Consider the following 17,815-nt stretch of genomic DNA (forward strand, 5'->3'; position numbering starts at 1 on the left):
CTATTTGTTGGTTAATTCAGGTTAAAACAGAACCATTAAACCCGCACCACAGCCACATTGTTTTTCTTCAACAACTCTAAAATAGCCGGGTCAGCATCGCGACCGGTGATGACCATATCGAGTTCGTCTAAACCAAATAGGGATATACCCCCGAAAACACCGATTTTATCAGAATCAACCAAGGCAATGACCTTATCGGCATATTCCAGCATCTTCTTTTCTTCCATAAAGGCAAGCAGTGCAGATTTGGTTAACCCACCGTCCGTTAGTCCATCACCTGAGACGAAAAGATACCGGCCTTGATAGGAAATATGCTTTTCCGCAGACACTAACAAGTTCTGACTTTTAATATACTGCCCGCCCAAAACGACTAAGTGCGGAAAGTCTTCTGTAATTAGGTAGGTAATGAGAGGCAAGTAATTGGTGTAGACATGAATGTTTTCACCGAGCAGGTATTTACCCATTAAAAAAGTGGTTTGACCTTCACCAATAAAAATATTGTCTTTGTCTTGGCACAGTTGCACGGCGGCTTTTGCGATACGCTCACTTTCGCTGAAGTCAGTATAGTCAGATATATTAGGGTAAATCTTGCTGATACCCGAAGCTTCATTTTGACGTGGCGACAATATTTTTTCAGCGCCATTGCGGATTTTTTTGACTAAGCCTTGGCGATCTAATTCGGTTATGTCTCGACGGACGGTGGCTGGGGAGGTTTCGAGCACATCGACAAGTTTAGCTACGGTAGCGAAGGTGTGTTCTTGTACAAACTCAACTAGCTTTGCATGACGACTGCGGGATGACATAAGCTGAAACTTCCTGATTGGTATTGAGTAGATTTTGATTATAGTTGATTGGTTGTATTTTGAAACCTTTCAGCAAGCTACTTTTTGACATGATTTGATTACTTTTGAGCTTTAAATCACTGGGAATGGGTCGTCAAGGGTCGCAATCACCCCCGTGCAATCATTTGTGATCACCACTTTTGACGCCAATTGATCACTATATATACTGCGTATGTCGAATGAGGAAACAATATGAATAACACACTCATCACAGCAGAAACAATTTTACTTAACTTTGAAGCAGGCTCTAAAGAGGACGCCATTCATAAGTTATGTGGGCATCTTTTTCTGAATAAGCTAACTCAAAACCCGTCGAAACTTTATGACGACATTATTGCGCGTGAGAATATTGTCAGCACCTTTGCAGGTTGCCAGACTGCTATTCCCCACACAATAACCGCTCATGTAGATCAACCTGTTTTGTGTTTTGCTCGTATAAAGGACCCTGTGATCACATGGAACGGTCGAGATGAAGACGTTGTATTTGTTTTGTTACTTTGTGCGCCAATAACTGGAGATTTAAAAGAATTACGTAAGAGTCAGTCTTATGTTTTCTCTGCAGTTGCTCAGTTGATCAGTCAACCGGACGTGCTAGCGCGTTGGGCTCAGGCCGATCTACCTCAAACCATACTTGATGATCTGCAGCATGCGTTTGCAGAAAATCAGAAACAACAATAATTAATCGGGGGCATTACAATGTCTGTTAACAATATGAAAGTCGGCGTTCAGTCGTTTGGGCGCTTTCTCAGTGGCATGGTGATGCCAAATATAGGCGCCTTTATTGCTTGGGGGCTTATTACCGCACTCTTTATTCCAACCGGCTGGCTGCCAAACGAAAGCTTAGCTGAATTAGTTGGCCCAATGATCCTCTACATGTTGCCAATGCTGATTGGTTACACCGGCGGTAAAATGGTCGGTGGAGACCGAGGTGCGGTTGCCGGTGCGGTGACGACTATGGGGGTTATTGTTGGTACCGATATTCCTATGTTTCTGGGTGCCATGATCGCTGGCCCAATGGGTGGCTATTTAATTAAGAAATTTGATGAGCAAGTACACGGCAAAATCAAACCCGGCTTTGAGATGTTAGTGAATAACTTCTCCCTTGGTATTATCGCCATGTTAGCGGCTCTTTTAGCGTATGTTGTGGTGGGCCCGGTTGTATCGGCTATTACCGAAGCCTTAGGTGCCGGTGTGGGTTGGATTGTTGAACGCCATTTATTGCCGTTGGTTTCTATTATTGTTGAGCCTGCGAAGATCCTATTTTTGAATAACGCAATTAACCACGGTGTCTTTACTCCGTTGGGTGCTGACCAAGCTGCCACGGCAGGTGGGTCGATCTTTTACTTGATCGAAACAAACCCTGGTCCAGGCTTAGGTATTTTATTGGCTTATATGATTGTGGGTAAAGGTACTGCGCAAAAATCTGCCTATGGTGCGAGCATCATTCACTTCTTTGGTGGTATTCATGAAATTTACTTCCCATACATTTTAATGAAACCGAAGTTGATACTGGCTGTTATTGCAGGTGGTATGGCGGGTGTTGCCTTCAACATGATCACTGGCAACATGCTCGTTGGTCCACCATCACCCGGGTCTGTATTTGCACTTGCGATTATGTCGACCAAAGGCTTCGGACTGGTATTAACACTGGCTTCCATTGTGATTGCTGCGGGCGTTTCATTTGCTGTTGCCGCGGTACTTATTCGCTCAGATGCCGAAATTGATCAAGCCGAACTTACCGCAGCCCAAGCACGCGTAGACTCAGCAAAGGCTGAATCTAAAGGCATGGCAACACCAGCTGGCCTAAGCGCTGCAACAGTCAAGCGTATTGTGGTTGCTTGTGATGCGGGCATGGGTTCATCAGCGATGGGTGCAACCGTGCTACGAGAAAAGATTAAGGCGAAAGGCTTGGACATTGAAGTCACCAACCTTGCTATTAATGACTTAGACCATGCGGATATCGTGATCACTCAAGCTGAATTAACCGCCCGTGCTAAAGGAAAGTTACCAAGTGCGCAGCATTTCAGTATCGATAATTTCATGGACAGTTCGTTCTATGACGATTTGGTCGCGAAAATAGTTTAATCAGAAAACAAAGTGGGTGTTAGCGAACGAAAGGTTTAACCGCTAACACCCAATTTTAAACGCAGGAGTTATTAAGCAGTCTATTCGGAAACTAAGCGCTGGTTTGGCGACGATACTTAATAGACAGTTTAATAAGTTCACAACAACGTTGGGAAAAAATTATGGCATTGTTTGGATTGCTAAATAAAAAAGCACAGAAACAACCCGAAACTGTGGAAACTAAAACAGAATTAGAACCTAGTTTTCAATTGCACGCAGATGATGTGGTTGTTGCTTGCAAGGTCAGCACAAAAGATGATGTATTGGCTTTAATGTCAGAAAAAATGCTGCAACGAGGGTACGTTTCTGAAGATTACGTCGCGGCGTTGTCAGAGCGAGAAGATAAAGTCAGTACTTACCTCATCAATGGCGTAGCGATTCCACACGGCACCGAAAGCGCAAAAAACTTAGTGACTCGAACCGGGCTAATTGTTTTACAACTTCCGGCGGGAGTGGTTTGGAATGACAAAGGCGACGTGGTGCATTTAGCGGTTGGCATTGCAGCAAAAGGCCAAGAGCACTTAGCACTCTTGCAGCAATTAACCAAAGTGGTGATGGACGCTGAGCTAGCTAGCTCATTAGGTACCTGTGCTACTTTAAACACGATCGTGAATACTTTAAATAATACGGAAGCGCCAGCGGAGCAGGCCCCCGCGACCGATTTAGATCACGCGACCGCGGTCACCGTGGTTGACCCAGCGGGCATGCATGCACGCCCTGCGAGCATCTTGGCGGAAATGGCCGCGCAATACGAAGGGACTCAAATCCGCATTCGTAACGCAGGCAACATGGCAAATGCCAAATCAATGGCTGAATTGTTAACCATGGGGGCAACGCAAGGTGATGAACTCATGGTGTCTGCTCAGGGCGATAAAGCAGAACAAGCAATTCAAGAAATTTGCCAAGCCATTCATAAGGGACTAGATGGTGATGTTGATGCAGAAAATACTCAAAGCTATCAACAAATAACAACAATCTCTGCATTGAAAACCCCAAAGGGTGCTCATATTGCCAAAGGATCATCAGCATCCAGTGGTATTGCCATGGCACCTGTCTATATTTTAATGGGCGAAGATCAAATGAGCATCGACAAAGATGCCAGCGATGCGCGTGCAGAGCAACGTCGGCTAAATACCGCATTAGAAACAGGCCGTACGCAATTAACCGATATTGAACAGAGTTTGTTAAACAGTGCGCCGCAAGAGTCCGCTATTTTTAAAGCGCAACGACAACTGCTGCTCGATGAATCCATTCTTAACGATGCTCAACAACATATTATTCAAGGCCGCAGTGCAGCCTGGTCATGGAAAGCCTCGGTTCAAAAACAAATTGAAGCATTAGAGCAGATTAAAGACGAACGACTCAGTGCGCGGGTTGCCGATATGACCGATGTGTCCGCTCGAATCGTCAATTTACTGCTTAACCATTCTGCACAGATTCGCTTTCCCGACCATGAGTTTATTTTATTAGCCAAGGAGTTAACGCCTTCGCAAACCGTGCAGCTTAAAGATGTACCCGTGCAAGGGATATGCACAGAGCAAGGCGGTCCAAACAGTCACATGGCCATTTTAGCCAGAGCACTTGGCTTGCCGGCGATTGTGGGTATCGGTGAGCCACTAACGACGACGACATTGCAAAACACATTGGTACTCTTAGATGCACAATCGTCACAGTTTATTGTCGAGCCGGATGAAAGTACCCAGGCCCAAGGTAAGCAACTAATTAATGCTTGGCAGGCAATTGTCGATACTCAAAATAAAGAAAAACACCTTGCACCGGTGACCCTCGATGGCCACACCATGGAAGTGGTTTGTAATATTGCCAGCCCGGGCGATGCCGAAAGTGTCATTGAACAAGGCGGTGAAGGCGTTGGCTTATTAAGAACCGAATTCTTATTTGAAGCCTCAGCAGTTGAACCGAGCGTTGAAGAGCAACAGCTCGCGTTACAGCAAATTATAGAACACCTCGGTTCCAAGCAGTTGGTGGTTCGAACCGCTGATATTGGCGGTGATAAGCCTGTTTCATGGATGGATATGCCCAAAGAAGACAATCCATTTTTAGGCGTCAGAGGTATTCGCTTATCTTTTAAACATGAAGACATGTTCCGTCGTCAGCTGGAAGCCATTTATCGAACGGCGCAATGGCAAACCGCAAAAGGCGAAAAGCCGGGGCTGCACATCATGTTCCCTATGATTGCCAATTTAGCCGAGTGGCGAAAAGCACGCGACATTGCCGAACAGGTTCGAGTGCAGCTAGATGCACCGGTTTTACCGCTCGGTATTATGATTGAAGTCCCTTCTGCTGTTTTGTGTGCCGACCATTTCGCCAAAGAAGTCGATTTCTTTTCAATTGGCTCAAACGATTTAACCCAATACACCTTGGCGATGGATCGACTGCACCCAGAGCTACCGAGTGATCTCGATAACTATCATCCGGCTTTACTGCGGCTGATAAAAATGACCGTCGATGCAGCAAATAAGCACAACAGGTGGGTCGGCGTATGCGGGAATATGGCGGCAGACCCAAGCTTAGCTTGCTTGTTGACCGGATTAGGAGTGACCGAGCTGTCGATAAGCCCAGCGAATGTGGCTGCGGTAAAACACCTCATTCGGTCGATGAATTATCAAGACCTGAAAGAAAAATCTGAATTGGCGTTAACGCTGAGTGATCCAGCGCAAATCAAAGCGCTGTTTGAACATTCAGCGAACTAAATAAAATTTATAACTCTAGGAGTTTATTATGACTACGTATAAAGATTACAAATCATTGGTTAACCCTATCCCTGAAGAGACACTCGCTTGGAATTTGTATGGTGTGGGTGTTGAAAACATTGGTAAAAATAACCAAGCAGAAGTTTTCCCGGTTGAAGAACCTTCAGCAAATGAACTGTTGGTACGCATTGACGCGGTGGGCTTATGCTTCTCTGATGTAAAAGTGATCAATCAAGGCAGTGCCCACCCAAAACTTTATAATCGTGATTTAAGCATTGAGCCAACACGCTTAGGTCATGAAGCGACTTTAACGATTATTAAAGTCGGTGCAGACCTGCAGGCAGATTACAAAGTGGGTGAGCGTTATGCCGTTCAGCCAGATATATACCAAAACGGAAAAAGCACGGCTTATGGTTATACCGTACCGGGTGGTTTAACTCAGTATCAAATTATTGGCCCTGAAGTGTTGGTCACCGACGCGGGTGCTTGCTTGTTGAAAGTCTCAGATCAAATGGGTTTTGCCGAATCGGCATTGCTAGAACCTTGGGGTTGTGTGTGGGCCTCTTATACCCAGCGTCGTCGATTAGAACCAAAACAAGACGGTGTTATGTGGATAGTCGGTGAAGCTGGCGACTCACATGAGTACACGTTCAGCAAAGGCTTAGAGGCTCCGAAAACGATAGTATTAAGTAACGTCCCTGCACATATCGAAGCTTTAGCGAAAGCGCAAAAAAATGCGGATGTGATTGTTAAAAACGATGTCGATTTTTCAGTCATAGCGGCGGTTTCAAATGAATTCACAACCGGTATTGGTTTTGATGACATTGTATTGCTACAGCCTACCTCCGCTAAAAAAGTCAGTGACATTGCCAAGCATATCGCGCGTCGCGGCACGATGGCCTTAGTGGGTGAAAAACCACTAGATGGCTTAGTCGATGCCGACGTAGGTCGTCTACATTATGACTATGTGGCGTTTTTAGGAACCAAAGAAAAAGACATTGCCACTGCTTACGGCGAAGCTCGAAACCGTTGTGATTTAAGTGACGAAGGTTCTGCCGTTTTCGTTGGTGCCGGTGGACCAATGGGTCAAATGCATGTTCAGCGTGCGATTGAAAAACAGAACGGTCCTAAGTTGGTTATCGTGACCGATATCAACGATCAACGTTTAGCCGAAATTGAATCGCGTTTTGCGCCACTGACTAAGGCAAACGGTTGCACCTTGATAACTTATAACCCAATTGGCAATGACACACCGCTGCGCGACTTTGTCATGCAGCACACCGATAACGTGGGCGCAGACGACGTCGTTGTTTGTGTGCCTAACGGTGACATTATGGCCGATTCAGCCACCTTTATGACTGAAAACGGCATGTTGGTTTTATTCGCCGGTGTACCGAATGGCACCTTAGCACCAGTAGACTTAAGCAATGTGTACATGCACAACGCACAGTTTACCGGTACCTCTGGTTTAACGATTGACGACCAAACTGTGGTTATGGATAACGCCGTTAAAGGTAATATTGCACCCGCCGTTTGTGTGGCCGCTATTGGTGGAATGAACGTCGCTCGCGATGGCATTGAAGCGATGATTGCCAGTGAATACCCTGGCAAAATCTTAATTTTCCCTCAATTGGTTGATCTGCCATTAATGGGCTTAGATGAACTCGAAGAAAAACTTCCTAATGTCGCTAAAGCCTTGGCACCCGGTAACATTTGGACCATCGCCGCAGAAGAGGCGCTTTTTGCAGAATTTCTTGAGGTGAAATAATGATCTATACGCTCACGTTAAATCCAGCAGTCGATCTTGAGTTGCAAGTTAAATCTTTTGACTTAAACAGTGTCACTCGTGCGGTTTCTAGCCGTATGGACGCTGGCGGCAAAGGCTTTAACGTGTCTCGTATGTTGGCGCATTTGAATGTAGTGAGTACCGCCGTTGGCTTTATCGGCGGTCACAATGGCGCACGTTTGGAATCTGAACTCAAACGACAAAAAATAGAGACAAACTTTTGTCAAATAGCCGGTGAAACGCGCACCAATATCAGCTTGGTGCGTTCCGGTAGTTCAGACCACTACAAAGTGAATGAAACCGGCCCCACTGTCTCAGCCTTTGAACTCGCAAGCTTATACGAAAAAGTAAGCCGCTTAGCGTTCCCAGGGGATTGGTGGGTATTGGCTGGCAGTGTGCCACCCGGCGTTCCGTCAACGGTGTATGCAGAACTTATTCGGTTGCTCAAAGACAAAGGCGCTAACGTGTTTCTAGATGGCAGCGGTGATGCCTTTGAATTAGGCTGTAAAGCACAGCCTACCTTAATTAAACCCAACCTTGAAGAAGCGTTAGAGCTATTAAAATTACCTGCAGATCATGGCTTGAGCCTAAAGGAAATCAGTGCAAAACTGATTCAATTAGGGCCTAAAAAAGTGGTGATTTCATTAGGGAAAGACGGCGCATGCAGTTTTGATGGTTCAGCATTAACCGTGATCAAATCACCCGAGATTATCGAAAAAAATCCGATAGGCGCGGGCGATTCTCTCGTTGCCGGCATGATCTGGGGTTTATTTAAAGGTGATGCACTCGCCACCGCCCTGAAAAAAGGCATAGCCTGTGGCGCAGCAACGGCAAGTGAAGCAGGGACTGGATTAGGCAGTCTAGAACAAGTGACTGAGTTGCTTGAGCGAATTGAGTAAAGCCCAACCCCAGTTTGTTAAAACCCAACTATTTGATGTGTTCGTCAACTCGTTGGGTTTTTTGTTGCCTGTCTATTTTTAAATCAAAGTATTGAGAGTGCTTAACCAAAGCTTAGGCCGTTGTTGCTAATGGTCATGGCTTGGCCGGTTTTAACAGACTCTTGGGCCGCTAAACCCAGCACAACTGCTTTAAGCCCGTCATCAATACTCACGTCAACCGAAGCGCCTTCAGTGACTGCTTTATAAAACCCTAAATGCTGATAGTAGGTAGAACCGTTGTGATCACCGGCGGCTAATAAAGCTGGATCAACTGGAATGGGGGTTTCGATAGGCCCACTCGGGTTGCGCGGGCTAACGATGAGTTTAGGTAAGGGTGCAGGGCCAAGGTTGGTGTTCCAGAATCGGCCAGGGCCAGGTACTTTGGCTTCTAACTTGGCTTTTTCGCCTACGGCGCAGAGTTCTTCTTGATACTCAGAGCCTTCAGCAAACATGCTTAATTCTAGCAAGGCACGCTGACCGTTTTTAAAATCGACAATGACAAAGGCGTTATCGAGAATATCGGGTTGTTGGCCATCGTAGCGTTCATCAATGTGGTTTACATCTTGGCCGCCAGAGGCGAATACGCGTACCGCTTCACTGCCCGCTTGTAAGCGCATTAAATCAAAAAAGTGACAGCATTTTTCAACTAGGGTGCCACCGGTATTTTTGTTGAAACGGTTCCAGTCGTTCACCTTTTCTAAAAATGGGAAGCGATGCTCACGAATACTGAATTGTTTGGTGTGGCCGTGTGTTTGTTTTTTAATTTCGTTTAACAAAGCAGCAACCGGTGGCATATAGCGGTATTCCATGGCAACCCAAACAGGCGCAGGATGCTTTGCGGCTGCCGCTTGTATTCGCTGAATATCATTGGCATCAGTCACTAGCGGTTTTTCAACTAACACAGGTAAGGTTGTTGTTGCGAAAATTTGCAGCAGTTGTTCGGCGTGCATAAAATTAGGGCTGGCGATGAGCAGCGCATCAATGTCTTTACGCGCAAGTAGCAGTTCAATGGAGGCCTCAAAGTGAACCAGCGGCACCAGCAATTGAATAGACGCTCGCATAGCGGCATCTGGCTCAACTACAGCAACAACGGCCGCGTCAGGGAGCAATTGAATATTGCGAATATGTTCTTGGCCCATCATGCCGCAGCCAATAATTCCGTAACGTAAAGTCATACTGTTTCCTGTTATTTTTTATTGTTTAATAGTTTTTAACAGAAAATGTGATTAAGCCATGCGCGACACATAGTGGCAGACATCGGTATCAAACCAGGTGCGAGAATACTCTTCGACCTTGTCTTGATCTGACCAACTGATGCGTTCAATCCAGCCTAATGGTTTGCCTTCAACAGCATCGAGAATGCCCGCAGCCCAAGGCGTTGCGTTACACACACGAATACGGTCTTCAACATGGCTGATCCAAAAGCCGAAATGTTCACGATAATGTCGATACAATGACTCATCGAGCTCGTCAGCGCTGAGCGTAGAAGCATGTGCTCCGCGAATCCACATTTCTTCAGCGGCAATGGGCGTGTCGTTTAAAAAGCGCTTACGCTCGATACGCCAAAAGCTCGTTGACTTTGGTACCCCAAAATGAACGGCCACCTCAGGATTCTTCTCTAGGCTTACCGACAATGTGTTGGCATGTGGTATGCCCCCACCGGTCAATAACTCCAAGCGAAACAATTGATAAGCGGCTGTTTTCGGCGGCTTTTTCACGTATGTTCCTGAACCCTGCCGGCGCTCTAGCAAGCCATCGGTTTCCAATAATGTCAGCGCTTTGCGCAATGTACCAACGGCTACGTTTAGCTCTACTGCCAGCTCGGCTTCAACGGGTAAGCGTTCGCCTTCACGCCAATGACCCGCTTTAATTTCACGAATCAACAGTTCACTAACTTGTACGTATTTCGGTCGCCGCTTGCCTGCGCTTGCCGCAAAATCATTAGATTTCTGAGGTTGATTGTCCATCGTCACTCATCGAGCTCCATGGGGCATTGTTAAGGGTCGCCAAGACTATCACATTTTCTAAATCAAATTATTTTTGAAAAATTCATTTATTATTGATTTACATCAGTATCATACATTGCTAGTGTGTTCTCGCAAGTCAAATATGAATGAATGGTGAATGAAAAGGTTATCTATTTATTTCTATCTTTAGACTGTTAAGCTTGCATTGATGGCATGAAAACCTTTTCAAGGGGATCAAGGCTTAGCCTCATTGCCATAGAAAGTGAGAGAGAGTTAACAACGACCTTAGGTTGAGGCGTTGTTGAAATAAAAAATAAAAATAACAATGGAACAATGTATGAATAACGTCATTCGACGGGGTGCTCTGTAATGGGTGCTCTTCGACGATTTTTGTCGCTGCTGGAAACAATTAACACCTTGGTTATGCGAGTGGGTGCCAACATTGCCTGGGTATGTGTTGCCTTAATGGTGATCACCATTCTTATGCAAGTGGTTATGCGCTACGTTTTCAATAGTGCATTGCCGTGGCCAGAAGAAGTTGCCCGCGCGCTGATGATTTGGATGATGGCCTTAGTTGCCTCGCAGGCTTATCGCAATCAAGCGTTCGTGGCCATAGATATGCTACCCGATGCATTGCCGCCAGCAATCAGTCGTTGGTTACAGTTGCTACTTTTGCTTATTGCCGGTGTGGTGCTCTACAAGTTGTTTTTCTTAGGTTTGGAATTTTTTGAGCGAGGCTTTCGTACCCGAGCAGCTTCATTCAAATTGCCGCGAGCCTGGATCTACCTTGCCATGCCAGTTTGCTTCGGCACCATGTTGTTGGTCAACATCGAGCTTGTTCTAAAAAACCTGATGGGCATTAAAAATAAGCCTACTCACATTCTGTTGTCTGGAGAGTAACTGATGCTCGTCTTATTCTTACCGCTATTTCTTATCCTTATTTTAATCGGCTTACCTGTGTTCTTTGCAACCTTGTTTGCACCGGGTTTTATGTTGTTACTTAACGATATGTCACGCGATGTACCGTTACTATTCCGTAATATCTACAACGGTATTGATTCGTTCCCGCTCATGGCGATTCCATTTTTTATGCTCGCCGGTGAAGTGATGAACCGAGGCGGTATTACCATACGTTTGGTGAATTTTTCTCAAGTGTTTATTGGGCATGTGCGTGGCGGTTTGGCGCACGTTAATATTTTATCGAGCATGTTGTTTGCGGGTTTGTCCGGCTCTGCGGTTGCCGATACCTCGGCGTTGGGTTCTATGTTGATTCCCGCGATGGAAAAAAACGGCTATTCACGAAAATTTGCCGCCGCCATTACCGCCGCCAGCTCAGTCATTGGCCCCATTATTCCGCCATCGGGCATTATGATTATTTATGCATATACAATGGAAGTGTCGGTGGCCGCATTGTTTGCCGCCGGTATTGTCCCAGGTATTTTAATTGGTTTAGCGTTAATGGGTGTGACCGCCCTGATGGCGAAAAAACACAACTTCCCGATCGCGGCCGAAAAAGCGACCTGGCGCGAACGAGGCAGCGCCACCAAGCTGGCTATTTTACCTTTGTTAACACCGGTGATTATTCTAGGCGGCATTATTTTTGGTGTGTTTACGCCAACCGAAGCCTCCGCAATTGCAGTCGGCTATGCCCTGTTCTTGAGTATATGGGTGTTAAAAACGGTTAAGGTATCTGACCTACCTTCCATTTTTACCAAATCGGCTATTTCATCTTCCGTAGTGTTATTGATTGTAGGATCGGCCATTGCGTTTAAAACCGTGGTGAGTTTGTCGCACGCAGCCGAAGACCTTGCTGGCTTAGTATTAGCGATCAGCGATAACCCATTGATCTTGTTATTAGCAATAAACATTTTGCTGTTTATTGTTGGCATGTTTCTCGATGCAGGCCCGGCCATTATTATTTTAGGGCCAATACTTGCGCCTATTTTTATTCAGCTGGGTATAGACCCTGTGCATTTCGCCATCATTATGAGTGTCAACCTGACTGTAGGTTTGGCAACGCCACCGATGGGGCTGGTGCTGTTTGTTGCCTCCAGCGTATCTGGCGAAAAAGTTGAACACATTGCGAAAGCTATTTTGCCTTTCTTGGCCGTAGAAGTACTGGTCATCTTTTTAATTACGTTCTTCCCTGCCGTGTCGATGACCATACCTCGACTGCTTGGGTTGGCGTAGAAAAATTAGAACCCTCGCAGTTAGTTTTTTTACTGCGGGTTTTAACAATAAACCGGACGAGAGAACCGGAATCATCCAACAATAATAATTAAGGTAACCTTATGACTCCTGATAAAAAAAATACGGCTAAAAAAATTGCCGGTGGCCTAGCCGCTGCGGCGCTCACTTTTTATATTGGTGCTGCACAAGCTGCAGACTTTAACTTGCGAGCCGTGGCAAACTCCAATGAAAACGATGAAGACTACGATGGCTTAGTGGTTTTCAAAGATTTTGTTGAAGCGCATTCAAACGGCAAGATCGGCGTTGATATCTATATGGGTACGCAACTGTGTGCGAACGGCACCGAATGTTTGCAAGCCTTAGAAGATGGCTCGGTTGACATTTATATTTCGACCAGTGGCGGTACAGCAAACATGTTCCCGTACGTTCAAGTATTAGACTTGCCTTACTTGCTGCGTGATGACCGCATAGCCGAAGCGGTATTGTCGGGCGACTTTGTACGTGAAATGCGTAACGATATTTTAGACGATACCAATGACAGTATCCGTTTAATGACCATTGGTAACACCGGCGGCTGGCGCAACTTTGCCAATACCAAACGTACCGTTACATCACCTGAAGACATTGAAGGTTTAAAAATACGTACCGTGGTAGCAGATTTACCACAAGAGTTGGTTAAAGCCTTAGGCGCAAGCCCAACGCCGATTCCATGGCCAGAACTGTTTACCTCGTTCCAAACAGGTGTTGTTGAAGGTTCAAAAAATGGTATCACCGATATTATGGGCATGAAGTTTACCGATGCCGGGTTAAAATACGTAACCCTAGACGGCCACGCTTACATGGCGGCCCTTTGGTTTATGAACAACGAAGTCTTCACCGATATGCCTGAAGATTTACGTCGTGTTGTTGTAGATGGCTTTAGCGCACTACAGCAAGCCACGTTTGCCTCGCCAAAACGTAAATCTATTCAAGCGTACCAAGACTTTGCCAAAGCCGGTGGTGAGCTTTACGTACCGACACCAAAAGAAAAAGAAGTATTCCGCAACGCATCAGCTCCTGTTTACACATGGTTCACAGAGAACGTGAAATCTGGTCAGAAATACTATGACTTGTTAGTGGCAGAAGCAGCAAAAGCAGAAAAAGCCGTTGATGCCATCTATGCGAAAGACCTAAAGTAAGTTGCAGTAACCAGTAGTAAGTTCAACTGAACAATGGCGATAGCCTGCACTGTCGTCATTGTTTTCCTTTAAATAAGCGAAAATTATTCACCCTTAAACCTAAGGGTTGAATGCCATGGCGCCCCATAGCCAATTAAAGTACCTCCTAATTCAACACCCAGAACAGTTTTAGTTAGCCCCCTACTCTCACCTTTTTAGAAGCATTAACCGATGAAGTTGGTTTACAAAGCCGAATGAGTATTGCAGTTTTTACTAGATGGTTAAATTGACAGGTTAGGCTAGAGGCCCTATGGTTATTTGATTGAAAGGGGCGTTGAGTCATATTGGGTTTTTACATATGCGCGCCGTAAAAATAGGCGGTGGCTTAGAAATAGGCTGTTAACTGTCCGGTGTACGGATGCAGCCATAGGGAAATAAATTAATGGGATTAAGCGCTAAGCTGTTTTTTGAGAATAACGAAAATGAAACACTCTTTACACGTATTTCGTTGACGCCAGAACAATTGGAAGATGCTAGAGCCAAGAAAGATAAGCTGCTTGAGCTAATCAAGCCCGAGCTTTCCTCATCACTGGAAGTTCCAGTAAGACATTGGCTCCAAGGTTCCTATAAAAATCACACCCTTGTAAGGCCTATACAAAAGGGCGATGAATTTGACATTGATGTTGGAATATATGTTTTATGCAATGCAGAAGAAGAAGGATTATCTGCGTTAGATGTAAAACAGGTTAATAGAAGCATTCTTGAGTGGTATGTTTCAAATAGACCTGAAGCCAAAGTCGGGGATAGTAAAACGAGCTGCGAGCGGCTGATTTATCCTTCATCTTTCCATATTGATATACCTATCTACTATTACGATGCTGAAACAGACACTTGTAAGCTAGCAGTTCAATCGGACGAGTGGATTGATAGTGACCCGAAAGCGCTTCAGGATTGGTTCAATAAAAAAGTATCGAGTTTAACGCCAAAATCTTTGGCTCAGCTTAGAAGGATAATCAAATATCTAAAGGTTTGGACTGCGATCAAAGGAAAGGAAGATGAAATTCGAATTCCATCAATTGCAATTACGGTGTTAGTTGCAGATCTATATGTTGAGGCGGATGATGACGATGACGCCTTCATTCAAACCGCAGTAAATGTTATGAATTACATTATCGAAAATGACTCGCTAGACAATCCCTGCGGCAGAGGGGATTTGTTTGGTTTCAAAGAAAATGAATATAAAAAAATTAAAAATAGATCAGATTCATTAAAAAATGCGTGTGAATTTATCAATAAATCAGAGGATAGTCTCCAGCAATATGTTCTGTGGAGCGCAACATTTGAACACATGTTTCCTCCTTTTATTGAAAGGATTGATGAAGTAACCAAGAATACAAACCTTCCCGCAATAACAGTTCCCCCTAAAATTAAAGTTCGTCATTTAGATAAAAATAAGAGGCTTCTATCTAGTAGTGTGAAAGATGAAATAAAGGTGTTTCGTGATGAAGAGCTTTATTTTTCAATAGAGAATGACGCTGATTATAGTGAAACTACCGAAGTTCATTGGATTGTACGAAATCAAGATGCAGAAGCAAAAAGAGTCAACGATCTTGGCCATACTTCGGTACTTTCTGTTAGCGAGGAGCGGTATGAGGGTTGTAGTTATAGCGGCACCCACTATATGGAATGCTTAGTGCTTGATAAGAACAATATAAAGGGCATGGGTGCAGTTAAAGTTCGCATAACTGGCTTTTCCAGACCTCTAAGAAATCCTCCTAGGAAAAAGTATTTTAAAGGTAGATAAATATGTGGAAGGTATTTCCGAAACTCGGGTTATTAAAGCTATTACTCGCTATTTTTTCAGCTTTCTTTCTCTCTGCATTGATCCTGCTAATGGGCACTATTGGTGGAGGGCTTTCCTGGAATACCTTTGGTGACTCTTTTCAGCTTACAGCGCCGATAACGCTAATATTTGTCTTTGTTATTTTTGTCATTGGGAAATGGGGATGGTTGGCTTTCTGGAAACTCCCATTTATCGGGGCGATCCTGCATAAATCTGTGTGTCCAAACCTCAATGGGAAGTGGCTGGGAGAGATCCACTCAAGTTACGCCGACGAAAACGGCAACAAAGTAACAAAAGAAGTTGAATTGACCGTTAAGGCGGATATGTTTGGGTTCAGCTTGGCATTGAGGTCATTGGACGGTTACCAAGAAAGTAAGGTGATACAGAGCGAGCTTTATAGAGATCCTCGTACAGGAACTTTTTATCTAAGTTATATTTTTGAAGCGTCAGTTCCGATTCCTAAAGAAACAGATGATAGACTCTTTAATGGAGCGGCCAAGCTAGAGATCATAGTTAAGGAAGAGAATACAGTTTTAAAAGGAACATACTGGACAAATAGAGCTTGGCAACGTGGTATGAATACTGCGGGTCTAATCACAATGGAGCGAAGAAACAGTTAACAAGCCGCTTAAATACTTTCCGGCCACAAAAAGCGTGGCCTCCACCGGACTCGCTGACGCTCGCCGATTAGCGGGGCGTTGCACAGGAAGATATCGTGGAAGAATTACTGGGTGGAAGAGAATCGGCAATATATCGAGATGGACAAGTCGTCTATCGACCCCTTCAACCATGGAGTCCTACAATTCATCTTATTTTGAAGTACCTTGAGCAAGTAAATGTAGATGAGAGTCCAAAATTTCTTGGTGTTAATCAAAACCAAGAAATCCTAAGTTTTGTCACAGGAAATACTTACAATTATCCGCTAGTTGGCGCAATTGCAACAAATGAAGCACTCATTTCAGCGGGTAAATTATTACGTAAAATCCATGATTCAACCGTTCCATTCTTGGATCAGCTTGATGTCAATGCACACCAATGGATGTTAGAGCCGAGAGAGCCATTCGAGGTGATATGTCATGGTGACTTTACTCCATATAATGTAGCTTTATTAGAAAATACAGTTGTTGGTGTGTTTGACTTCGATACGGCGCACCCTGCACCAAGAATATGGGATTTAGCATATTCAGTTTATTGTTGGTCTCCTTTCAAAACAGACAGCAATGACAAACTAGGCACTATTTCAGAGCAGTTGGCTAGGGCAAAGTTGTTTTGTGACAGTTACGGTGCAACAGAATCAGAAAGGGATCAACTAGCTGATGCTATGGTTCAACGATTGCAGGCTTTAGTTTCTTTCATGCGTAGTGAAGCGGAAGGTGGTAATGAATCCTTTGCTGAAAACATAGAGCAAGGACATCTTCAATCCTACCTAAATGACATAGTATATATCTCTGAGAATAAACAAAAGATTCAGTGTGCATTGTGCAACTAACAAGGCACTTAAAAGTAGTTCCCAACGCTTGGCATCTTTCATTCTGTCGATGGGTTTAGTGTTTAAGATAGTATGGTTAGGCTTTCATGATAGCGCTGGTCGCATCTGAATGCGCTGCGCCTTCACCGCAAAGGAAAAAATCAAATGATTTCCATAGAGTTTTTACTAACGTCACTCGTTGTTGTTCTTATTCCGGGTACTGGCGTGCTCTATACCGTCGCAACAGGGCTATTCGTGAGTAAACGGGCTAGCCTATTCGCGGCGTTTGGATGTACCTTGGGGATTATTCCTGCTTTGCTTGCTAGCTCATTCGGTCTTGCAGCAATCTTTCACGCGAGCGCCCTTGCTTTTCAAATCGTTAAATATATTGGGGTTGTTTATTTGCTCTATCTTGCTTGGGTTATGTGGAAATCGTCTTCGCCACTGTCTATCCAAGAAAATAACGATGAAGCAACCGCTTTTTCTATTGCGGCTAAAGGTTTTTTAATCAATATTCTTAACCCTAAATTATCTATTTTCTTTTTGGCATTTTTACCACAATTTATTATGCCATCAGCTCAACAACCCATTGTTAGCATGTTAGTGCTGGGTGGTGTGTTTATGCTTATGACATTCGCTGTATTTGTCGTATATGGCCTAATGGCTAATCGCTTCAGTCAATTTGTTGTTGACTCTGAGAAGTTGAGTTTAACCATTCAAAAATTCTTTGCCGGTAGTTTCGCTGCGCTTGGAGTTAAGCTGGCGCTTAGTGATCGGGTATAACAATCG

At 44.6% G+C, this 17,815-nt stretch carries 15 protein-coding genes; 12 read left to right on the plus strand and 3 right to left on the minus strand.

Annotated features, from left to right (window positions below):
• Positions 1-35 precede the first annotated feature (35 nt).
• A complete protein-coding gene (gene ulaR, locus ACI882_RS01700) occupies positions 36-803 on the minus strand; it encodes an HTH-type transcriptional regulator UlaR (protein ID WP_411744189.1) in 768 nt (255 codons plus the stop codon).
• Between the two features lie 231 nt (positions 804-1,034).
• Here ulaR and ACI882_RS01705 point away from each other — a divergent pair, with 231 nt between their 5' ends.
• The 5 genes from ACI882_RS01705 to pfkB all read left to right on the plus strand — a co-directional run bounded on the left by ACI882_RS01705 (position 1,035) and on the right by pfkB (position 8,362).
• Positions 1,035-1,520, plus strand: coding sequence for a PTS sugar transporter subunit IIA (locus ACI882_RS01705; protein ID WP_411744190.1), 486 nt, complete (start codon positions 1,035-1,037; stop codon positions 1,518-1,520).
• 18 nt (positions 1,521-1,538) lie between these two features.
• Complete coding sequence (locus ACI882_RS01710; RefSeq protein ID WP_411744191.1) at positions 1,539-2,927, plus strand: PTS mannitol transporter subunit IICB; 1,389 nt, start codon at positions 1,539-1,541, stop codon at positions 2,925-2,927.
• A 161-nt stretch (positions 2,928-3,088) separates the two neighbouring features.
• Entirely contained in the window at positions 3,089-5,677 is a 2,589-nt protein-coding gene (gene ptsP, locus ACI882_RS01715; protein ID WP_411744192.1) for a phosphoenolpyruvate--protein phosphotransferase, read from the plus strand.
• Between the two features lie 28 nt (positions 5,678-5,705).
• Positions 5,706-7,445 carry an alcohol dehydrogenase catalytic domain-containing protein gene (locus ACI882_RS01720; RefSeq protein ID WP_411744193.1) on the plus strand — a complete coding sequence of 580 codons (1,740 nt, stop codon included), beginning with the start codon at positions 5,706-5,708 and terminating at the stop codon, positions 7,443-7,445.
• Positions 7,445-8,362: a 1-phosphofructokinase gene (gene pfkB / locus ACI882_RS01725; RefSeq protein WP_411744194.1), complete on the plus strand. Its 918-nt coding sequence runs from the start codon at positions 7,445-7,447 to the stop codon at positions 8,360-8,362. The genes ACI882_RS01720 and pfkB overlap by 1 nt, the downstream gene beginning before the upstream one ends.
• A 101-nt stretch (positions 8,363-8,463) precedes the next feature.
• On the opposite strand, the gene ACI882_RS01730 is transcribed toward pfkB, so the two are convergent.
• Both ACI882_RS01730 and ACI882_RS01735 read right to left on the minus strand, forming a co-directional pair.
• On the minus strand, positions 8,464-9,576 hold the full coding sequence (locus ACI882_RS01730; protein ID WP_411744195.1) for a Gfo/Idh/MocA family protein: 1,113 nt from the start codon (positions 9,574-9,576) through the stop codon (positions 8,464-8,466).
• Between the two features lie 51 nt (positions 9,577-9,627).
• Positions 9,628-10,368 carry a GntR family transcriptional regulator gene (locus ACI882_RS01735; RefSeq protein WP_411744196.1) on the minus strand — a complete coding sequence of 247 codons (741 nt, stop codon included), beginning with the start codon at positions 10,366-10,368 and terminating at the stop codon, positions 9,628-9,630.
• A gap of 369 nt (positions 10,369-10,737) precedes the next feature.
• Here ACI882_RS01735 and ACI882_RS01740 point away from each other — a divergent pair, with 369 nt between their 5' ends.
• The 7 genes from ACI882_RS01740 (at position 10,738) to ACI882_RS01770 (ending at position 17,809) form a co-directional block, all read left to right on the plus strand.
• On the plus strand, positions 10,738-11,268 hold the full coding sequence (locus ACI882_RS01740) for a TRAP transporter small permease (protein ID WP_411744197.1): 531 nt from the start codon (positions 10,738-10,740) through the stop codon (positions 11,266-11,268).
• Between the two features lie 3 nt (positions 11,269-11,271).
• On the plus strand, positions 11,272-12,558 hold the full coding sequence (locus ACI882_RS01745) for a TRAP transporter large permease (RefSeq protein ID WP_411746250.1): 1,287 nt from the start codon (positions 11,272-11,274) through the stop codon (positions 12,556-12,558).
• Between the two features lie 101 nt (positions 12,559-12,659).
• Positions 12,660-13,736: a TRAP transporter substrate-binding protein DctP gene (dctP, locus tag ACI882_RS01750; RefSeq protein WP_411746251.1), complete on the plus strand. Its 1,077-nt coding sequence runs from the start codon at positions 12,660-12,662 to the stop codon at positions 13,734-13,736.
• Between the two features lie 421 nt (positions 13,737-14,157).
• On the plus strand, positions 14,158-15,519 hold the full coding sequence (locus ACI882_RS01755; protein ID WP_411746252.1) for a CBASS cGAMP synthase: 1,362 nt from the start codon (positions 14,158-14,160) through the stop codon (positions 15,517-15,519).
• Positions 15,520-15,521: 2 nt separating this feature from the next.
• The gene (locus ACI882_RS01760; protein WP_411743531.1) at positions 15,522-16,178 is read left to right on the plus strand and encodes a hypothetical protein; all 657 of its coding nucleotides are present in this window, start codon (positions 15,522-15,524) and stop codon (positions 16,176-16,178) included.
• A 95-nt stretch (positions 16,179-16,273) separates the two neighbouring features.
• Positions 16,274-17,047, plus strand: coding sequence for a phosphotransferase (locus tag ACI882_RS01765; RefSeq protein WP_411743530.1), 774 nt, complete (start codon positions 16,274-16,276; stop codon positions 17,045-17,047).
• A gap of 144 nt (positions 17,048-17,191) precedes the next feature.
• Positions 17,192-17,809 carry a LysE family translocator gene (locus tag ACI882_RS01770; protein ID WP_411743529.1) on the plus strand — a complete coding sequence of 206 codons (618 nt, stop codon included), beginning with the start codon at positions 17,192-17,194 and terminating at the stop codon, positions 17,807-17,809.
• Positions 17,810-17,815: the final 6 nt, after the last annotated feature.

Source organism: Reinekea sp., from assembly GCF_046710285.1.
Classification (GTDB): domain Bacteria; phylum Pseudomonadota; class Gammaproteobacteria; order Pseudomonadales; family Natronospirillaceae; genus Reinekea.

Bases quoted from the DNA above. Each gene is read 5' to 3' on its own strand.
- ACI882_RS01705 (WP_411744190.1), top strand. From the start codon at position 1,035: ATGAATAACACACTCATCACAGCAGAAACAATTTTACTTAACTTTGAA.
- ACI882_RS01720 (WP_411744193.1), top strand. From the start codon at position 5,706: ATGACTACGTATAAAGATTACAAATCATTGGTTAACCCTATCCCTGAA.
- ptsP (WP_411744192.1), top strand. From the start codon at position 3,089: ATGGCATTGTTTGGATTGCTAAATAAAAAAGCACAGAAACAACCCGAA.
- ACI882_RS01755 (WP_411746252.1), top strand. From the start codon at position 14,158: ATGGGATTAAGCGCTAAGCTGTTTTTTGAGAATAACGAAAATGAAACA.
- pfkB (WP_411744194.1), top strand. From the start codon at position 7,445: ATGATCTATACGCTCACGTTAAATCCAGCAGTCGATCTTGAGTTGCAA.
- ACI882_RS01735 (WP_411744196.1), bottom strand. From the start codon at position 10,368: ATGGACAATCAACCTCAGAAATCTAATGATTTTGCGGCAAGCGCAGGC.
- ACI882_RS01710 (WP_411744191.1), top strand. From the start codon at position 1,539: ATGTCTGTTAACAATATGAAAGTCGGCGTTCAGTCGTTTGGGCGCTTT.
- ACI882_RS01770 (WP_411743529.1), top strand. From the start codon at position 17,192: ATGATTTCCATAGAGTTTTTACTAACGTCACTCGTTGTTGTTCTTATT.
- ACI882_RS01730 (WP_411744195.1), bottom strand. From the start codon at position 9,576: ATGACTTTACGTTACGGAATTATTGGCTGCGGCATGATGGGCCAAGAA.
- ACI882_RS01745 (WP_411746250.1), top strand. From the start codon at position 11,272: ATGCTCGTCTTATTCTTACCGCTATTTCTTATCCTTATTTTAATCGGC.
- ulaR (WP_411744189.1), bottom strand. From the start codon at position 803: ATGTCATCCCGCAGTCGTCATGCAAAGCTAGTTGAGTTTGTACAAGAA.
- dctP (WP_411746251.1), top strand. From the start codon at position 12,660: ATGACTCCTGATAAAAAAAATACGGCTAAAAAAATTGCCGGTGGCCTA.
- ACI882_RS01760 (WP_411743531.1), top strand. From the start codon at position 15,522: ATGTGGAAGGTATTTCCGAAACTCGGGTTATTAAAGCTATTACTCGCT.
- ACI882_RS01740 (WP_411744197.1), top strand. From the start codon at position 10,738: ATGGGTGCTCTTCGACGATTTTTGTCGCTGCTGGAAACAATTAACACC.